Annotated in this window: 12 protein-coding genes and 1 pseudogene; 3 read left to right on the top strand and 10 right to left on the bottom strand. The window is 64.5% G+C overall.

Annotation, left to right across the window (positions count from 1 at the left end; all coding sequences use genetic code 11):
* Positions 1-15: 15 nt before the first annotated feature.
* Together L858_RS0101105 and L858_RS0101110 are read right to left on the bottom strand one after the other, a co-directional pair.
* A complete protein-coding gene (locus L858_RS0101105) occupies positions 16-753 on the bottom strand; it encodes a TlyA family RNA methyltransferase (protein ID WP_022681300.1) in 738 nt (245 codons plus the stop codon).
* The gene (locus L858_RS0101110) at positions 753-2,789 is read right to left on the bottom strand and encodes a protein-disulfide reductase DsbD family protein (RefSeq protein ID WP_022681301.1); all 2,037 of its coding nucleotides are present in this window, start codon (positions 2,787-2,789) and stop codon (positions 753-755) included. The genes L858_RS0101105 and L858_RS0101110 overlap by 1 nt, the downstream gene beginning before the upstream one ends.
* A gap of 77 nt (positions 2,790-2,866) precedes the next feature.
* On the opposite strand from L858_RS0101110, the gene L858_RS0101115 reads away from it, so the two are divergent.
* A complete protein-coding gene (locus tag L858_RS0101115; RefSeq protein ID WP_022681302.1) occupies positions 2,867-4,531 on the top strand; it encodes an alkaline phosphatase family protein in 1,665 nt (554 codons plus the stop codon).
* Positions 4,532-4,571: 40 nt separating this feature from the next.
* Here L858_RS0101115 and epsC read toward each other — a convergent pair whose 3' ends face one another.
* The 8 genes and pseudogenes from epsC to L858_RS19350 all read right to left on the bottom strand — a co-directional run bounded on the left by epsC (position 4,572) and on the right by L858_RS19350 (position 12,770).
* Positions 4,572-5,582 carry a serine O-acetyltransferase EpsC gene (gene epsC / locus L858_RS0101120; protein ID WP_022681303.1) on the bottom strand — a complete coding sequence of 337 codons (1,011 nt, stop codon included), beginning with the start codon at positions 5,580-5,582 and terminating at the stop codon, positions 4,572-4,574.
* 90 nt (positions 5,583-5,672) lie between these two features.
* Complete coding sequence (locus L858_RS0101125; protein WP_022681304.1) at positions 5,673-7,004, bottom strand: ATP-binding protein; 1,332 nt, start codon at positions 7,002-7,004, stop codon at positions 5,673-5,675.
* Positions 7,001-7,711, bottom strand: coding sequence for a response regulator (locus L858_RS0101130; RefSeq protein WP_022681305.1), 711 nt, complete (start codon positions 7,709-7,711; stop codon positions 7,001-7,003). Before L858_RS0101130 ends, L858_RS0101125 begins: the two co-directional genes overlap by 4 nt.
* Before the next feature lie 192 nt (positions 7,712-7,903).
* Positions 7,904-8,749, bottom strand: a complete 846-nt coding sequence (locus L858_RS0101135) for a TorF family putative porin (RefSeq protein WP_022681306.1) — start codon at positions 8,747-8,749, stop codon at positions 7,904-7,906.
* Positions 8,750-9,014: 265 nt separating this feature from the next.
* Positions 9,015-10,511, bottom strand: coding sequence for a SulP family inorganic anion transporter (locus tag L858_RS0101140; protein WP_022681307.1), 1,497 nt, complete (start codon positions 10,509-10,511; stop codon positions 9,015-9,017).
* A 3-nt stretch (positions 10,512-10,514) separates the two neighbouring features.
* Complete coding sequence (locus L858_RS0101145; RefSeq protein WP_022681308.1) at positions 10,515-11,213, bottom strand: carbonic anhydrase; 699 nt, start codon at positions 11,211-11,213, stop codon at positions 10,515-10,517.
* 176 nt (positions 11,214-11,389) lie between these two features.
* Entirely contained in the window at positions 11,390-12,103 is a 714-nt protein-coding gene (locus tag L858_RS0101150) for a response regulator transcription factor (RefSeq protein ID WP_022681309.1), read from the bottom strand.
* Between the two features lie 137 nt (positions 12,104-12,240).
* A pseudogene (locus L858_RS19350) lies at positions 12,241-12,770 on the bottom strand (hypothetical protein).
* 257 nt (positions 12,771-13,027) lie between these two features.
* Between L858_RS19350 and L858_RS0101160 the strand changes: the two are divergent.
* Positions 13,028-14,122, top strand: a complete 1,095-nt coding sequence (locus tag L858_RS0101160; RefSeq protein ID WP_022681310.1) for a glycosyltransferase family 4 protein — start codon at positions 13,028-13,030, stop codon at positions 14,120-14,122.
* 27 nt (positions 14,123-14,149) lie between these two features.
* On the top strand, positions 14,150-16,369 hold the full coding sequence (locus L858_RS0101165; protein WP_022681311.1) for an amylo-alpha-1,6-glucosidase: 2,220 nt from the start codon (positions 14,150-14,152) through the stop codon (positions 16,367-16,369).
* Positions 16,370-16,373 lie beyond the last annotated feature (4 nt).

The following is a 16,373-nucleotide window of genomic DNA, read 5'->3' on the forward strand; positions in this document are numbered from 1 at the left end:
ACGAACGACGCGGCATTATCCGCCAGATGTTGCATAGAGTAGAAACTCCACATTGCCTTGCGGACCAGTGATCGGGCTGGTGGTGATCCCTTCGACGCGCCAGCCCTTCGACACCGCCCATTGCGCCGCTTCGTCACAGACGCGCTGGTGGATGACGGGATCGCGCACGACGCCGCCTTTCCCCACCTCCTCGCGGCCGGCCTCGAACTGGGGCTTGATCAGGGCGACCAGTTTCGCGCCGGGACGCGCGAAGGTCAGCGGCCTCTCCAGCACCTTGGCGAGCGAGATGAAGCTCGCGTCGCAGACGATGATATCCACCGCTTCGGGCACATGATCAGCCGTGAGGATGCGGGCGCTCGTCTGTTCATGGACGATGACGCGCGGGTCGGAGCGCAGCTTCCAGGCAAGCTGGTTCGTCCCGCTGTCCACCGCATAGACCCGTTCCGCGCCCTTGGTGAGCAGCACATCGGTGAAGCCGCCGGTCGAACTGCCGACATCGATCGCCACCGCGCCCGCCACATCGATCTGGAAATGATCCAGCGCATGGGCGAGCTTGATCCCGCCGCGTGACACCCAGGGATGATCGCGGCCTCTGACGTCCAGTTCGGCATCCTCGGCGATCTGTTGGCCGGCCTTGTCGATCTTCCGGTCGCCAAGGAACACATGGCCCGCGAGGATGAGCGCCTGCGCGCGTGCCCGGCTTTCCGCAAGACCACGATCGACGAGCAGTTGGTCCGCACGAATCTTCGCCATCAGGGTATTAGCGCTATGAGGGTTGCAGGTGTCAGTATCTGCGGCAGGACCTGCGCCTCCTTGCCCGGTGCATACCAGAGGTAGAGCGGAACGCCCGAGCGGCCCTGCGCTTCGAGGAAGCGGGTGATCGCCGGGTCGGCATTGGTCCAGTCGCCCACCATCACGGTGACGCTGCCTTTCTCGAAGGCGGCGCGCGTCTCGCTGCGATCGATGGCGGCGGCTTCATTGGCTTTGCAAGTGAGGCACCAGTCGGCGGTGAAATAGAGGAAGACCGGCTTGCCCGATTGGCGAAGACTGGCGAGCCGCGCCTCATCGAACGCCAGCGTGTCGGCAGTCCGTGACTGCGCCGGAGCACGGACAGGCAGCAAGGTCGCGGCTCCACTGAAGAGGAGAATGGCCAGCAGGGCCGTTGCAAGCCCGCCGCGCCGCCCGGACCGCTGCTGCCGTCCAAGCCAGAATAGGAGCAGCGCCAGCGCCGTCGCCGCAACAATGCCCAGGATCATGGCCGACGTGCCACGCTGCTGCCCCAGCAGCCAGAGCAGCCCAAGCGCCGTCACGAGCATCGGAATGGCGAGGATTTTCTGCAACCGGCTCATCCACGGACCTGGCTTGGGCAGGCGGGTCCGCAACGGCGGCACGAAGGCCAGCAGCAGGAACGGCAGCGCGAGCCCTAGCCCGAGCCCCGCGAAGATAGCCAGCGCTGCTGCAATGGGCAGCACCAGCGCGGCACCCATCGCTGCCCCCATGAACGGCCCGGTGCAGGGCGTCGCGACAAACGCGACCAGCACGCCAGTCCAGAACGCGCCCGCAGTACCTGCCTTCCCGGCCAGCCTGTCTCCGCCGCCGAATGCGGTCAGTTCGAACAGTCCTGCGAGATTGAGCGCGATCGCCGTGACCAGCAGCAGCAGCAGCAGAATGATGCGTGGATCCTGCAACTGGAAAGCCCAGCCTACCGCCGCACCTGCCGCTCGCAGCCCCAGCAGCGCGCCGCCAAGCAGAAGGCAGGTAAGGACGATGCCGGCCGCGTAGGCCACCGCTTCACGGCGGACGGCCCGCTCGTCACCGCCGGCACGAGCGAGCTTCATTGCCTTCAGTCCAAGGATCGGAAACACACAGGGCATGACGTTGAGCAGAAGTCCGCCCAGCAGCGCGCCGCCGAGAGCGATCAGCGCTGTCCGAACTGTTCCCGATTGAGGGAGGCTCTCGACAATGCCCGGCGCGGCCTCGATCGAGAAGCCCATATGGTCGCCGGCGCGCAGGATTCCGACAAGCTTGCCGCCGGAGAAGCCCTGCGCTGCTTCGGTTTCGATCATCAGCCGGTCGCCCTGGCGGCTCACCACCTGCGGGGCGGCGTAGCGCAGCACCTTGTCGGCCAGCGGGAAAAGATGAACGTCGGCCGCATCGGCACCCGCCGGGAAGGGCACGGACAGGCGAAGACGGCCATTGTCGATCGCATAGCTCGCCCGACTGCCCAGCGGACGCGGCAGATGACTCCGCCAGGTGTCGAATTGCGCGCGCACCGGCTGCTGCACCGCTCCATCGCCCGCGATCAGCTCAAGCGCCAGGTCACCGCCTTCGGGAACGCAGACCTTGTCGGTGCAGGCGAGCCAGTCGGCGCGCACCCGGATAGGCAGACGCGTGCCCGCCGGCACATCAGGGGCGACCGTCAGCTTCGCCAGAACGCCATAAGGCCCCTCATAGACATGGTTCATCAGGCCAGCGATCAGCAGGGTTTCAGGCACCGGATAGCGAAGCGGCCCTGCGGTCACGCCCTTCGGCAGCGTCCATTTGACCGTCATGCCAAGGCCGGCGTCGCCGGGATTTTCCCAATAGCCGTGCCAGCCCGGCTCCGGCCTCATCGAAAAGGCGATCGCAGTGCCCTGTCCAGGCCTGGGCGACGCGCTTTCCGCCACAAGGATCGCGGCGATGTGCGGAGCGCCGCCGCCGAAAGCACCTTGCACATCTGTCTGTGCTTGCGCCACCGTTGGCACAAACATCAGCATCATTGTCATCAGAAGGACATGAAAAATCCGCATCGGGCCTCTGTTCGCCTGAATGTCAGCGGGCTAGGTCCCCAAACAATCGCCGTCAAGGCATGAGGAAATATCCTGCCATGAAGAAAGCCGCCACCGCCGCCCTGCTCCTTGCCTGCTCGCTGCCAGCCGTGGCGCAGGAGCCGAGTGCGCCCGCCCCCCCGTCGGCCGCTCCAGCCGCGGCGCCCAAGCTGATCGTCGCGATCGCGGTCGATCAGTTTTCCGCCGACCTGTTCAGCGAATATCGGCAATATTATACCGGTGGCCTAAAGCGCATGACGGAGCAGGGCATCGTCTTCCCGCGCGGCTATCAAAGCCATGCCGCCACGGAAACCTGCCCCGGCCACAGCACCATCCTGACTGGCGGCCGTCCCTCGCGCACCGGCATCATCGCCAACAACTGGATCGACCAGAGCGCCGCCCGCGCGGACAAGACCATCTATTGCGCGGAAGATGAAACGCGGGCCGGCAGCGACAGCGACAATTATACGGCCTCGCCTTTACATCTTAAGGTTCCGACGCTGGGCGGCCGGATGAAGATAGCCAACCCGGCGACGCGCGTGGTTTCAATCGCGGGGAAGGACCGCGCAGCGATCATGATGGCCGGCCCGACCGCCGATCAAGTCTGGTGGCTGAGCGCAAAGGGCTTCGTCAGCTACAAGGGCACGGCTACACCGCCGCTGGTGGCGAAGGTCAATGAGGTCTTCATCCAGCGCCTAGCCCAGCCCAACCCGGGCTTCGAACTGCCGCAACAATGCGCGGCAAAGAATTTCCCGGTGCAGGCCGGCAACCGAACGGTGGGCACCGGTCGCTTCGTACGGGAAGCCGGCAACTATAACGGTTTCCGTATCTCACCGGAAAATGACGCCATGACGCTCGCCTTCGCCGCGGCTGCGGTCGAAAGCATGTCGCTCGGCAAGCAGGCGCAAACCGACATCCTCTCCATCGGCCTTTCGGCAACGGATTATATCGGCCACAGCTACGGCACCGAGGGCACGGAAAGCTGCATCCAGATCGACCGCCTCGACCGCGAACTGAGCGCCTTCTTCGACCGGCTGGACAAGGACGGGATAGACTATGTCGTGGTGCTGACCGCCGATCATGGCGGCCATGACCTGCCCGAGCGGCACCGCATGAACGCGATGCCGATGGAGCAGCGCGTGGACAAGGACTTGGCCCCCAAGGCGCTTTCGGAAGCGGTGGCTAAACGGACGGGGATCACCGGCAAGACCCTGATCCTCGGCGACGGGCCTTCGGGCGACCTCTATCTCGACCGCAGCCTGACGCCCGCGCAACGCGCGAAGGCGGAGGCAGCCGCCCTCTCCATCCTGCGCGCGCATCCGCAGGTACAGAGCGTCTTCACCAAGGCCGAGATTGCCGCGACACCCTCCCCTTCCGGGCCGCCGGAAAGCTGGAGCCTGATCCAGGAAGCACGCGCCAGCTTCGATCCGGCGCGCTCGGGTGATCTGCTGCTGCTCTTGAAGCCGCGCGTCATGTCCATTCCGGAGCAAGCGGCGATGGGTTCGGTCGCGACCCATGGCTCGCCCTGGGACACGGATCGCCGCGTGCCGATCCTCTTCTGGCGCAAGGGCCTGACCCATTTCGAGCAGCCGCTCGGTGTGGAGACGGTCGACATCATGCCGACGCTGGCCGCGCTGATCGGCCTGTCCGTCCCCCGTACCGAGATTGACGGCCGTTGCCTCGACCTGATCGCAGGGCCAGCGGACAGCTGCCCCGCGCAGTGAGGGAAAGTTCGGGTGGGCCGGTCGGCCCACCCGGACGCTTTCAGATATTCTCGCCGACGCCGTCGCGATCCTCTCCCAGCAGCGCGTGAACGCGGTGCGGAGCCGACACCTCGACGCGGCTCGTCACCTCATAATGGGCCTTAGCCTGGCGGACATTGCTGTCGGCCGGCACGCTGTCGGTCACCCACACATTGCCGCCAATGATCGAACGACTGCCGATTATGACCCGCCCCAGGATCGTCGCCCCGGCATAGATCACCACATCATCCTCGATGATCGGATGACGCGGCAGCGCCTTTGCGAGGCCCCCCTTCTCATCGGCTGGGAAGCTGCGCGCGCCCAGCGTCACGCCCTGGTAGATCCGCACGCGGTCACCGACGATCGCCGTCTCGCCGATCACCACGCCCGTGCCATGATCGATGAAGAAGCTGTGGCCGATCTTCGCGCCGGGATGGATGTCGATGCCGGTCAGCGAGTGCGCGATCTCCGAAATGACGCGGGCCACCAGCGGCGCACCGAGTTCATAGAGCCGATGTGCAAGCCGGTGATGGATAATGGCGAGCATCGAGGGATAGCAGATCAGCACTTCATCGACGCTGCGCGCCGCCGGATCGCCCAGGAACGCCGCGTCGACATCCGTGTCGAGAAGTTGCCGAAGGCCTGGAAGGCTCTGAGCGAACCCGCCGATGATCCGCGCCGCCTCTCCATCCACAGCCGAGGCGGACTCGTCCGCCATGGCATAGAGCAGTTCAAGCCGGATCTGCCCGTAGAGACGGCTCAGCACCGTCTGGAGCGTTTCCGCGACATAGGCGTCCTCATTATGGATGCGCACGAAGCTGGGACCCAGGCGAAGCGGGAACAGCGCGCCGCAAAGCGAGGACATGATCTTCGCGAGGTTCGCGCGGGAGGGGAAGGCTTCCGCGCCATATTCGGCGTGATGCTTCTGCTCCTGCCGCCAGCGCGCGCGTATCGTTCCCAGTTCGGACACCAGCCAGTTGAGGTCCCAATAGCCCCCCTGAAGCCGATCCTTCTCTACTCCGTCTGCCGTCATATGTGCCTCTTGCTCGATGCAGCCGGCATAACCTGATGGCAGGCGAAGCGATAAATGAGTTTTGCTTGCCCCCCCGAAGCTTCTCTTTTGTCAGCGTCTTTGCCGGGCAGCGGGCACCGGCAGGCAGATTTCCGCGCGCAGCCCGCCCTCCGGCCGGTTGGCAAGGATGAGCTGCCCCCCTTCCCGCTCGACCGCGCGGGCGACGATCGCGAGGCCGAGGCCCAGGCCGCGCGTGTTACGCTGCCGCGCTTCATCCAGCCGGGCGAAGGGTTTGAGCACCTCGTCCAGCTTGTCGCGCGGGATGCCGGGACCATCATCATCGACGCGGATCAGCACCTCGGCATCCTTGCGCAGCAGGCTGACGCGGGCGCGCTGGCCGTAATGCAGCGCATTGTCGATCAGATTGCCGACCGCCCGCCGCAGCGAGAGCGAACGCACTTCCATCTCCAGATGGTCAGGACCGTCATAGCTCACATCCTTGCCATGGTCCTGAAAGGCATCGACCACGGTCGCGATCATTACGGCGACGTCGGTGCGAACGGGCGGCTCGCCATTCTTCTCCCCGCCAAGGAAGGCCAGGAGGGAGTCGATCATCTCCCCCATTTCTTCCAGATCCGCGCCCATCGCCTCCCGCGCGTCGCTTTCGGACAGGTTTTCCAGCCGCAATTGCAGTCGGGCTAGCGGCGTGCGCAGGTCATGGCCGACGGCCGCCAACGTTTCCGTGCGTTCGGTGATGAGGCGATGAATCCGCTTCTGCATCGCATTGAAGGCGCGGATGAGGTTGCGGACGTCGTTCGACCCCGCCTCCTCCACCGTCACCTCCTCACTCAGGCCGATGCGCTCGGTCGCGCGGGTGAGGTCGCGCAGCGGGCCGAGCGTCCGCCTGATCATGATGCCGCCGACGATCAGCACCGCCAGCACGGGAATGAGGGCAAGCCCCATGCGGCCTAGGGTGAAGGTCCACTTGCCCCCATTGTGGCGCATACCGAAATAGAGCCAGCTGCCGTCAGCCAGGCGAAGTCCGCCATTAATCTCAGACACGCGCCCCGGCGAGGCGAGCCGAAGCCACAGGTTCGCCTGCTCCAGCGTCGGTTCCCAGGTCACGATCTGCCGGCGCATCCGCTCCAGGCCCGGCGCCAGCGGCGGCGGCGGCGGCGAAGCAGGTGTCCAATGGACATCGTAGCGATCGGTAGTCAGCTGAAGCGCCAGCGCGTGCCGCTCTTCGGCGGGTTGTTCCGTCAGCAGCTTGCGGGCGATCACCAGATGCTCGGCCAGGCGGCGGGCCTCGTCATCCTGCAGCGAAAGATGGCTCGCCCGCTCATAGATCAGTGTGCCGACCGCAAATTCCAGCGTGACCGTCAGCAGCAGGATCGCGAAGATGCGCCCGACAAGGCTGACGGAGCGGCTGACATTTTTTTTCAAGCGCGGCTGACTTCCGCATTGAACATATAGCCGACGCCGCGAACCGTGGTGATCGGGGCGGCCCGGTCCTCCGTCGACAATTTTCGGCGCAGGCGGCTGACCAGTACGTCGATGCTGCGGTCCGAACTGTCGCCCATGCGGGTGCGCGACAGTTCGATCAGCCGTTCACGCGCGATCACACGCTGGGGGTGGCTGAGGAAGCTGCCGAGCAGGTCGAACTCGGCACCGGTCAGGTCGACCACGGCCCCGGTCGGCGAACGCAGCTCCCGGCGAGGAAAGTTGACGATCCATCCATCGAACCGGGCTTCATTCTCGCGATGCTCTTCCGGCCCGCGCTCGACACCGACGCGGCGCAGGATTGCCCGGATGCGGGCTATCAGTTCCCGCGTTCCGAACGGCTTGGGCAGATAATCGTCCGCGCCCAGTTCAAGGCCAACGATGCGGTCCGTCTCGCTGCCCTTGGCGCTGATGAAGATGATGGGGACGTCGCTCTTCCGACGGATCTGCCGGCAAAGATCGATGCCGTTGGTGCCTGGCAGCATGACGTCCAGCACGACGAGATCGACCGGTCCTGCCTCGAATGCGACCCACATTTCGGGGCCCGACGAAGCGGGACGAACCTGATAGCCATGCTCCTGCAGCGCGCGCGCTGTCAGCGTGCGTAGCGGCGGATCATCCTCTACCAAAATGATGGTGGGCGCGGTCATGCCGTGCGGTTCGCACAAAGGGGTAGGATCATGACCGAAGGCATAAGTGCGCCGCTTCCGACGGTCAACCAAAGCTGGCGTGGGGGCCGACAAGGGCGACGGTAGAAACATTTTGTCACGCGATCCGTACTAAACGGCGGCTCGCGATTGTGATGCCGGGCCTCTTGAACAAGGCCCGGCAACTCGCAGTTTTCAGAAGGCTGCAGTTACGGAGAAGACCACCGTGCTGCGCGCGATCGACTTACCGATGTCCTTGCTATCGTTGACCATGAAGTTCGGACGGAGATATTCTTCCTCAACGCGTGCGATGTCGGTGTCGACATAGGCGACGCCAACGGTCAGAGGCGTGCCGGGAACAGCGACGTCAGCACCGACCAGCCAGTCGAGATACTTGCCGGTGGGCGCGATGGAAGTGCCGTTGGGACCAAGGCCCGGATTGCCATCCGACCAGCCCAGATGCGCCTTCAGGGTGACCGAGGTATTCGGAACGCCGGCGTTGAGATCGCCCCAGACGTAGAGATTGTCTTCCTTGTCACCTGGATTGTCGATGCCGCTAGTGGCGCTGCTCTGCCAATTTCCAAGCGCTTGCTGCTTGGGCGCATAGGCGACGCCGACCAGGCCCTTGACGGGGCCGAACTGGTGCGAGAGCTTAACATAGGGCTCTGCGAAGTCCGTCTTGTCGGCGCCGGAGGGATACATGTACCAAGTCAGCCCGACATCGACGGTCGTGCCCTCACCCAACGAAGCGGAATAGCCGCCGATCAGATCGAGTTCCATGTTAGCGCCGCCGAATCGACCCCAGCCGCCGAGGTTCGAACCCCAGGCGCCGACATAGAAGCCGCTTTCGTGGGTGGCCGTAATGCCTCCTTGAACAGCCATGCCGCGGTCGCTCTGCGACACGCCACGGAAGCGATAGTCGGACACCAGCGCGACGCTACCCGAAACGGTGACGGGGCCTGCGGGCTCTTCCTGAGCGAAAGCCGGAGCGCTGGAGAGCAGCGCAAGCGCGGCACAGGCAATCTGATACTTCATGAACATTCCCCTTGACGTAAGAATGTTCCGTCCTGCGTCCGCCCCGCCCGATAGTCTGTTTTGATCGCTATCGGTGCCAACGGATCGACGCCAAAATATGAAACTGGATCAATTTACGAAACAGTTTTTTTCGCATCTGCGAAAAGCTACTCGCCTACTGTGCTGTTTCCGCCACAGTTTGTGTAAGCAGGCCGACAATCCTAAAAGGCGAAAAGCCGCCGCGTCGGAGGGGGGTGACGCGACGGCTTCCCGAACCGGCTCATGCCGGGTTTCAGGCGACGAGCTGGCGTATCCGGCCAGTCGCGCCGAACAGTTCGACGGGTGCACCGGAGCCGCGGCGCCGATCGATCCACTCCCGCACCATCTCGGCGCAGGTATGGTCGATATGCGCCAGACGCTCGACATTCAGGATGACGAGCTGGCCCGCGGGCACCGATTCCAGCCGGGCCGAGAGCTTAGGCAGGCTGAGGAAGGTGGCGGTACCGTGCAGCGCCACCTCATGCGCGTCCTCGCGGCTCTCTTCATCCACGCCCAGACGGAGGCGACGGGCATGGGGCAGCAGTTCCAGCATCGAAAGACCGATGCCGACCAGCACGCCGGTAAGCAGATCGGTCGCGACGACGCAGATCAGCGTGGCGGCCCAGACGATCGCCGGCAGCGGGCCGTAGCGATGGAGGAGATGCTTCACATGATCCACGCTGACCAACCGGACGCCGGTGACGACCAGGATGCCTGCCAGCGCCGCCATCGGGATTTCCCGCAGCAGCCACGGCAGCAGAGCGACGAAGCCGAGAATCCAGATGCCGTGCAGGATGGTCGAGAGACGAGTCTTGGCGCCGGCCTGGACGTTGGCCGAGCTGCGGACGATCACGCCGGTCATCGGCAGCGCGCCCGCCACGCCGCAGAGCAGATTGCCGACGCCCTGCGCGCTCAGTTCGCGGTTATAGTTGGTGCGCACGCCATCGTGCATCCGGTCCACCGCTGCGGCAGAGAGAAGCGTCTCGGCACTGGCGATGAAGGCGATCGCGACCGCCGTGGTGATGATCGTCGGGTTCATGAGCTGCGCCAGCAACCCCTCGCCTGGCAGCGAGATCGCCGACACGATCGACTCAGGCACCACCACGCGCGCCACCGGCAGGCCGAGGAAGAAGGCGACCAGCGTTGCCGCCACCACGCCGACGAGCGCACCGGGCAGAAGCTTCATCGATGCAGGGCGCAGCTTTTCCCAGCCCAGCATGCCGCCGATCGTAACGAGGCCCACGGCAAAGGCCGTCGCGGCGTCCTGATTGGTGAGGCCGAAGACCTGCCCCGGCATGGCGATGAGGTTGGCAAGCCCGCTGGACAGCGGCTTGTCATCGAACAGGACGTGGAACTGGCCGACGACGATCAGCACGCCGATGCCGGCCAGCATCCCATGCACCACCGCCGGAGAAATGGCGCGGAACCAGCCGCCCACCCGCAAGAGCCCCGCGATCACCTGAATGGCGCCGGCAAGGATCAGGATGGGGCCGAGGGCGGACAGCCCCTGCTTCTGCACGATCTCGAAGACGATGACCGCGAGCCCGGCCGCCGGGCCGCTGACCTGCAACGGCGAACCCGCCAACAGGCCGACGATGAGCCCGCCGATCATGCCGGTGATAAGGCCCTTTTCCGGCGGCACGCCCGACGCAACGGCGATGCCCATGCAGAGGGGCATCGCGACGAGGAAGACAACGATCGACGCCGTGAAGTCGCGGCTGAAGGTGCCGCCGGAGAAAGCCTTGAGCATGATTTACTCCGCGGCCTGGGCGTAAACCGCTTCGGCGGCGAGGCGCTTGGCATGCGGCAGGGCGACGGGCAGCGGCTGGCCTTCGCGCAGCGGCAGGAAGCGGCCGGTTTCGCCATCCAGGCCGAGCACCTGGCCCGCATGGATATCGACATACCAACCGTGCAGCGCGATCTCGCCGCGGGCGATGCCCGAAGCGACGGAAGGATGCGTGCGCAGATGGGCAAGCTGCACCACCACATTCTCCAGCGCCATGTTCCGCAGCTTGTCCGCATCGCTCAGATCGTCGGGATAGCTTTCACGGCAGACCTTCTGCGCGGCGTGGCTGTGGCGCAGCCAGGCAGCCACATTGGGCATCGCCGTCAGGTCGGCATTGGTGGAGAGCGCCTTCATCGCGCCGCAGTCGCTGTGCCCGCACACGATGATGTCGCGCACGCCGAGCACCATGACGGCATATTCGACGGTGGAGGTCACGCCGCCATTCTGCGTCGCGTGGGGCGGCACGATATTGCCCGCATTACGGCAGACGAACAGATCACCCGGATCGGCCTGCATGATATGTTCCGGGACGATGCGCGAATCCGCGCAGGAGATCATCAGCGCCTTGGGGCTCTGCCCGTCGCTCGCAAGCTTGTTGTAAAGCGCGCTCTGGTTCGGGAAAACCTGGCTCTCAAAGCTGAAGACGCGCCCGATAAGATCGTTCATGCGACTCATTCCTTCTGGTTCCTGCCGGTCACGAGGAGGACCGGCTTGATGATGAAGGATAAGTTCGGCCTTTTGCTGCGGCGCAGCGGCTTTGTTAAAAACTATGTCTGGTGAACAAAGGAATAGGTGACCCGAAAAAAGACTTATAGATCAGTGCTCTCGCTCCACAGCCCTGTCTACCGATCTCGGCTGATCCCGGCACTGAACATATATCCGCCGCCCCGCACTGTAACGATGGGAGCAGTTCTCTCCCCATGTGTGAGCTTTCTGCGCAGGCGGCTGACCAGCACGTCGACGCTGCGGTCGGAGGGCAGCGGGCTGCGCATGCCGACCAACTCCATCAGCCTTGCACGGGAGATCACCATCCGGGGATGATCCACGAACACCAGCAGGAGCGAAAACTCCGCCGCGGTCAGCCGGACCGCCGCGCCGTCCGGGTCGAGAAGTTCGCGCCGCGCCGGATTCACTGTCCATCCATCAAAACGCGCTTGGCTCAGTTCCTGGCCACCAGGCATCCGCTCGGCCCGGCTGCGCCTCAGCAGCGCCCGCAGTCTCGCCGCGACCTCTCGGCCTGAATAGGGCTTGTTCATATAATCGTCCGCCCCAAGCTCGAGTCCGACTATCCGATCCACCTCGCTGCTGTTGGCGCCGACCAGCAGGATCGGCACATCGCTGCGCTCCCTCACCTCCTGGCAGAGGTCGCGCCCGTGTCGACCCCGGAGCGCCACGTCGAGCACCAGCGCGCCCACGGGCATGCTGCCGATCACGCTCCACAGGTCGCCGGCCGTCTCTGCAGGCAGGGCGCGAAAGCCGTTCTGCTCCAGCGACAGGCGCAGTTCATGGCGAAGGTCCGGCTGGCTCTCCGCAATTACGACAAGGGGCGAGCTCATCGAGCTTGAGGAGCAGGCTTCGCTTGGGGGCACATACCGCAACTCCTGCTGCCGCCAGGGGAAAGCGGGATGTAGCCTTGCCAAATGTCCTTGAAGTTTGCCGAAGGTAACAAACTGTTGCTGATGTAAATGCGGCGTCAGGCCAGGGCGGGCCGCCCTGCCTCCACCCGGTTCGTGACATGGTCCAGCAAGGACGATAGCCACAGGGCGTCGCCGGCGGCACGGTGCCGCCTGGGACAAAGCGAATTCGCATGGGCGATCGCCGCAGTAATGCGCCGCTCACCCGCCCGATATTCATCGAGCAGCAGGGAAACATGGTCGATCATGAAAGGAGCCGGCGCGCCGGCCGCCGCCGCCAATGTTTGCAGCCAATATTGATCGATGACGCTGTCGGCAACGATGCGGCAGCCCTCAGCCGCATAGATCAGTTCCGCCAGCACCTGCTCCGCTGGTAGCCCCTCCCGCATGACCTGATCCCGGGTGAGGCCGTGCAACGCCTCGGCCTCGGCCGTCCAGTTCCAGTCCGACCAGTCATCATGCGGCTGGATCACCAGCTTTGGGCTTTGCCGTTCCGCGCGACGCCGACTTCAATCGGGAATGACCGGCCGTGCCGGGGCAGGCATGACGCTTCGAAATCGATCGCCAGGATGGTCAAGCTACTCTCCATCGTTCGTAACCGTCCCCGCTCCATCAGAGGGAGCGGCCAGCTCTTTCGATGCCGCGCCTTTGCGCTCCGACTGTTTCAGTCCGAAGTAATGGAGAATGAATTTCATCCCACGAACCCGAGTTCGCGGTGAGCCGAACGGGGCGGCATCGGGGCTCTGCTAAATTAACATATATGAAACCAGCGCGCGCTTTGTGCTTTTAACGGGTGCGTCCGTCACCGGAAAAAGGAGATGGGCGATTTCAGGAGAGCATAGCGCCATGAAAATTGCCCAGATCGCACCCCTGGCGGAAAGTGTGCCGCCCCGGCTCTACGGCGGGACGGAACGCATCGTATCCTATCTGACCGAAGAACTGGTTCGGCAGGGCCATGACGTGACGCTATTCGCTAGCGGGGATTCTGTGACCAGTGCCGAACTGGTGCCGATTACCGACACGGCGCTGCGCCTCAACCCCGATGTGCGCGATCCCATTCCTTACCATATGATCCTGCTGGATGCGGTGAGGCGCCGGGCCGATGAGTTCGATGCGCTCCATTTCCACATCGACCTGCTGCACATGCCGATGGTGCAGGATTTCGTCGGGCGCACGGTCACGACGCTGCACGGGCGGCTCGACCTGCCGGACCTGCCCGCCTTCTACCGCGCCTTCCCCGATCATAGCCTGGTGTCGATCTCCGATCACCAGCGGCTGCCCATGCCCCCGGTAAATTGGGCCGGGACGATCTATCATGGTCTGCCCGCCGACCTTTTGCCGGGCCGGCCGCAGACGAGCGATGGCTATCTCGCATTTCTGGGGCGCATCTCGCCCGAAAAACGCCCCGACCGCGCGATCCGGATCGCGGCGGCGGCTGGCATGCCGCTGCGCATCGCGGCCAAGATCGATCAGGTGGACCGGCTTTATTGGGAGCGGGAGATCGCGCCGCTGGTAGAGCGCTATCCCAACATCCATTTCGTCGGGGAGATCAACGAGGCGCAGAAAGCGGAATTTCTCGGCAAGGCGAGCGCGCTGCTCTTCCCCATCGACTGGCCCGAGCCTTTCGGCCTGGTGATGATCGAAGCGATGGCCTGCGCGACGCCGGTCATCGCCTTCCGCTGCGGGTCCGTGCCGGAGATCATCGATCATGGGCAGTCGGGCTTCATCGTGGACGATGAGGATCAGGCTGTCGATGCGGTGCGCCGCCTGCCTCAGCTTGACCGGCACATGGTGCGCGCCGCCTTTGACGCACGCTTCACGGCAGAGCGGATGGCGGCGGATTATGTGAAGCTTTATCATGACTTGGCAGGCGCACGGACCCAGGCGGCTATGCTGCGCCGTCTCCGAGGCGAAGGTCCCGAACTGCAGGTCGTCGGGTAAGGCAGACAACAGATAAAGGAGGGTGGCATGACGGCCAGCCAGTTGGAGCCGCAAGCTCCCGGCATCGAACCGGGGCAAGCTTTGTCGCAGGCGCAGACCCAGTTCTTCATTCCGGCGACGGCCTCGCTGCATGAGCGCCGGCCGAGGACGCTCAAACATGGCGACAGCTTCGCCGTCTTCGATCATAGCGGCGACGCCATTTCCGGGCCAGGCAGTCCGGAGGGGCTGTATCATCGCGACACGCGCCACCTCTCCCATCTTTATCTGACGATCAACGGCACGCGGCCGATCCTGCTGAGCTCTGGCCTGCGCGACGACAATGCGATGCTGACCTGCGACCTTACCAATCCCGATTTCGCGGGGGATGACGGCCGGGTTGCGGTGGAGCATGACCTCATCCATTTGCGGCGGACGCGCTTCCTGTGGAACGCCGCGGTGCATGAGCGCATCACGATACGCAACTTCGATACGGAGGCGCGGACCGTGACCGTCGATATCGGCTTCGCCGCCGACTTCGCGGACCTGTTCGAGATACGGGGCATGACCCGGCTGCGGCGCGGCACGATGCGCGAGCCGCTCATCGGTCAGTCCGACGTGCTGCTGAGCTATGAGGGGCGCGATGCCAAGGTGCGCGCCACGCATCTGCGCTTCGACCCCGCGCCCAAGGAACTGGGCGAGAACCATGTCCGGTTCGAGGTGACAGTCCCTCCCGCCGAGCGCCGGACGCTCTACATCCTGATCTGCTGCCAACCCATCGAGCAGCCGTCCGGTGACCTGTCGAAGCATTTTCTCAAGACACTGCGCGAATCCATGCAGTCGCTGAAGCAGGCGCGCAGCCGCGCCGCGACGGTGCGGTCCTCCAACCAACTGTTCAATGAGGTGACGCGACGCTCCGTAGCCGACATCACCATGCTGTCGACCGACACTGAATACGGCCCCTACCCCTATGCCGGCATCCCCTGGTTCAGCACCGTTTTCGGGCGCGATGCGATTATCACGGCGCTTGAGACATTGTGGATGGACCCGGCGATCAGCCGGGGCGTGCTGGGCTATCTGGCGGCGCATCAGGCCGACACCTTCGATGCCGACGCGGATGCCGAACCGGGCAAGATCCTGCACGAAGTCCGGCACGGCGAAATGGCGGAATTGGGCGAGGTCCCCTTCCGCCATTATTATGGGAGCATCGATTCCACGCCGCTGTTCGTGATGCTGGCCGGCGCCTATCTGGAGCGGACCGCTGACCTGGCGTTCCTCGCGTCGATTCGGCCGCATATGGAGGCCGCACTCGCCTGGATCGACAATCATGGCGACCGCGATGGCGACGGCTTCGTCGAATATGGCCGGTTCACCGAACAGGGACTCGTCAACCAGGGATGGAAGGACAGCCATGATTCGGTCTTCCATGCCGACGGCTCGATCGCCAAGGGACCGATCGCCCTCGCTGAAGTTCAGGCCTATGTCTTTGGCGCATGGAAGGCCGCCGAAGCGATCTTCACGGCGTTGGGCGATGCCGAGAAGGGAGAGCTCTACGCCCGGCGCGCGGAACAGCTGTGTGATCATTTCGATGCGGCCTTCTTCGACGAAGCGCTTGGCACCTATGTGCTGGCGCTGGACGGAGACAAATGCCCGTGCCGGGTACGCTCCTCCAACGCAGGCCATGTGCTTTTCACCGGCCTTGCCAAGCAGGAGCGCGTCGCGTCCGTCGTGCGCACGCTGATGGCGCCGGCCTCCTTCTCAGGATGGGGGGTGCGGACGATCGCGTCGACCGAGGCGCGCTACAATCCGATGAGCTACCATAATGGCTCGATCTGGCCGCACGACAATGCGCTGATCGCGGCCGGCTTCTCGCGCTACGGTTATCGGCGCGAGGCAGCCCAGATTTTCGAGGGGCTGTTCGCGGCGGCCAGCTATGTCGACCTGATGCGGCTCCCTGAACTTTTCTGCGGCTTCCCCCGGCGCAGGGCGCAAGGCCCGACCTTCTACCCCGTCGCGTGCAGCCCGCAGGCCTGGTCGGCGGCCGCGCCGCTCTCGCTCATCCAGTCCAGCCTTGGGCTTGGCTTTGATGTCGCCCAATCGGAGATATCTCTCCGCGAGCCGACCTTGCCACGCTTTGTGGATGAGTTGACGCTCTACGGCTTGAATGTGGGTAACGCCTCGGTGAACATCGCTTTCGACCGGATGGGAGACAAGGTGGTGGTGAAGCCGCTCGACAAGACCGGTGCCGCACGCGTGGTAACCGTCGCCTGATGGC

The organism is Sphingobium bisphenolivorans, assembly GCF_000412635.1.
GTDB lineage: Bacteria > Pseudomonadota > Alphaproteobacteria > Sphingomonadales > Sphingomonadaceae > Sphingobium > Sphingobium bisphenolivorans.

Coding starts and splice junctions, on each gene's coding strand:
- L858_RS0101130 (WP_022681305.1), bottom strand. CDS start 7,711: ATGACCGCGCCCACCATCATTTTGGTAGAGGATGATCCGCCGCTACGC.
- L858_RS0101165 (WP_022681311.1), top strand. CDS start 14,150: ATGACGGCCAGCCAGTTGGAGCCGCAAGCTCCCGGCATCGAACCGGGG.
- L858_RS0101160 (WP_022681310.1), top strand. CDS start 13,028: ATGAAAATTGCCCAGATCGCACCCCTGGCGGAAAGTGTGCCGCCCCGG.
- L858_RS0101140 (WP_022681307.1), bottom strand. CDS start 10,511: ATGCTCAAGGCTTTCTCCGGCGGCACCTTCAGCCGCGACTTCACGGCG.
- L858_RS0101150 (WP_022681309.1), bottom strand. CDS start 12,103: ATGAGCTCGCCCCTTGTCGTAATTGCGGAGAGCCAGCCGGACCTTCGC.
- L858_RS0101145 (WP_022681308.1), bottom strand. CDS start 11,213: ATGAACGATCTTATCGGGCGCGTCTTCAGCTTTGAGAGCCAGGTTTTC.
- L858_RS0101105 (WP_022681300.1), bottom strand. CDS start 753: ATGGCGAAGATTCGTGCGGACCAACTGCTCGTCGATCGTGGTCTTGCG.
- L858_RS0101135 (WP_022681306.1), bottom strand. CDS start 8,749: ATGTTCATGAAGTATCAGATTGCCTGTGCCGCGCTTGCGCTGCTCTCC.
- epsC (WP_022681303.1), bottom strand. CDS start 5,582: ATGACGGCAGACGGAGTAGAGAAGGATCGGCTTCAGGGGGGCTATTGG.
- L858_RS0101110 (WP_022681301.1), bottom strand. CDS start 2,789: ATGCGGATTTTTCATGTCCTTCTGATGACAATGATGCTGATGTTTGTG.
- L858_RS0101115 (WP_022681302.1), top strand. CDS start 2,867: ATGAAGAAAGCCGCCACCGCCGCCCTGCTCCTTGCCTGCTCGCTGCCA.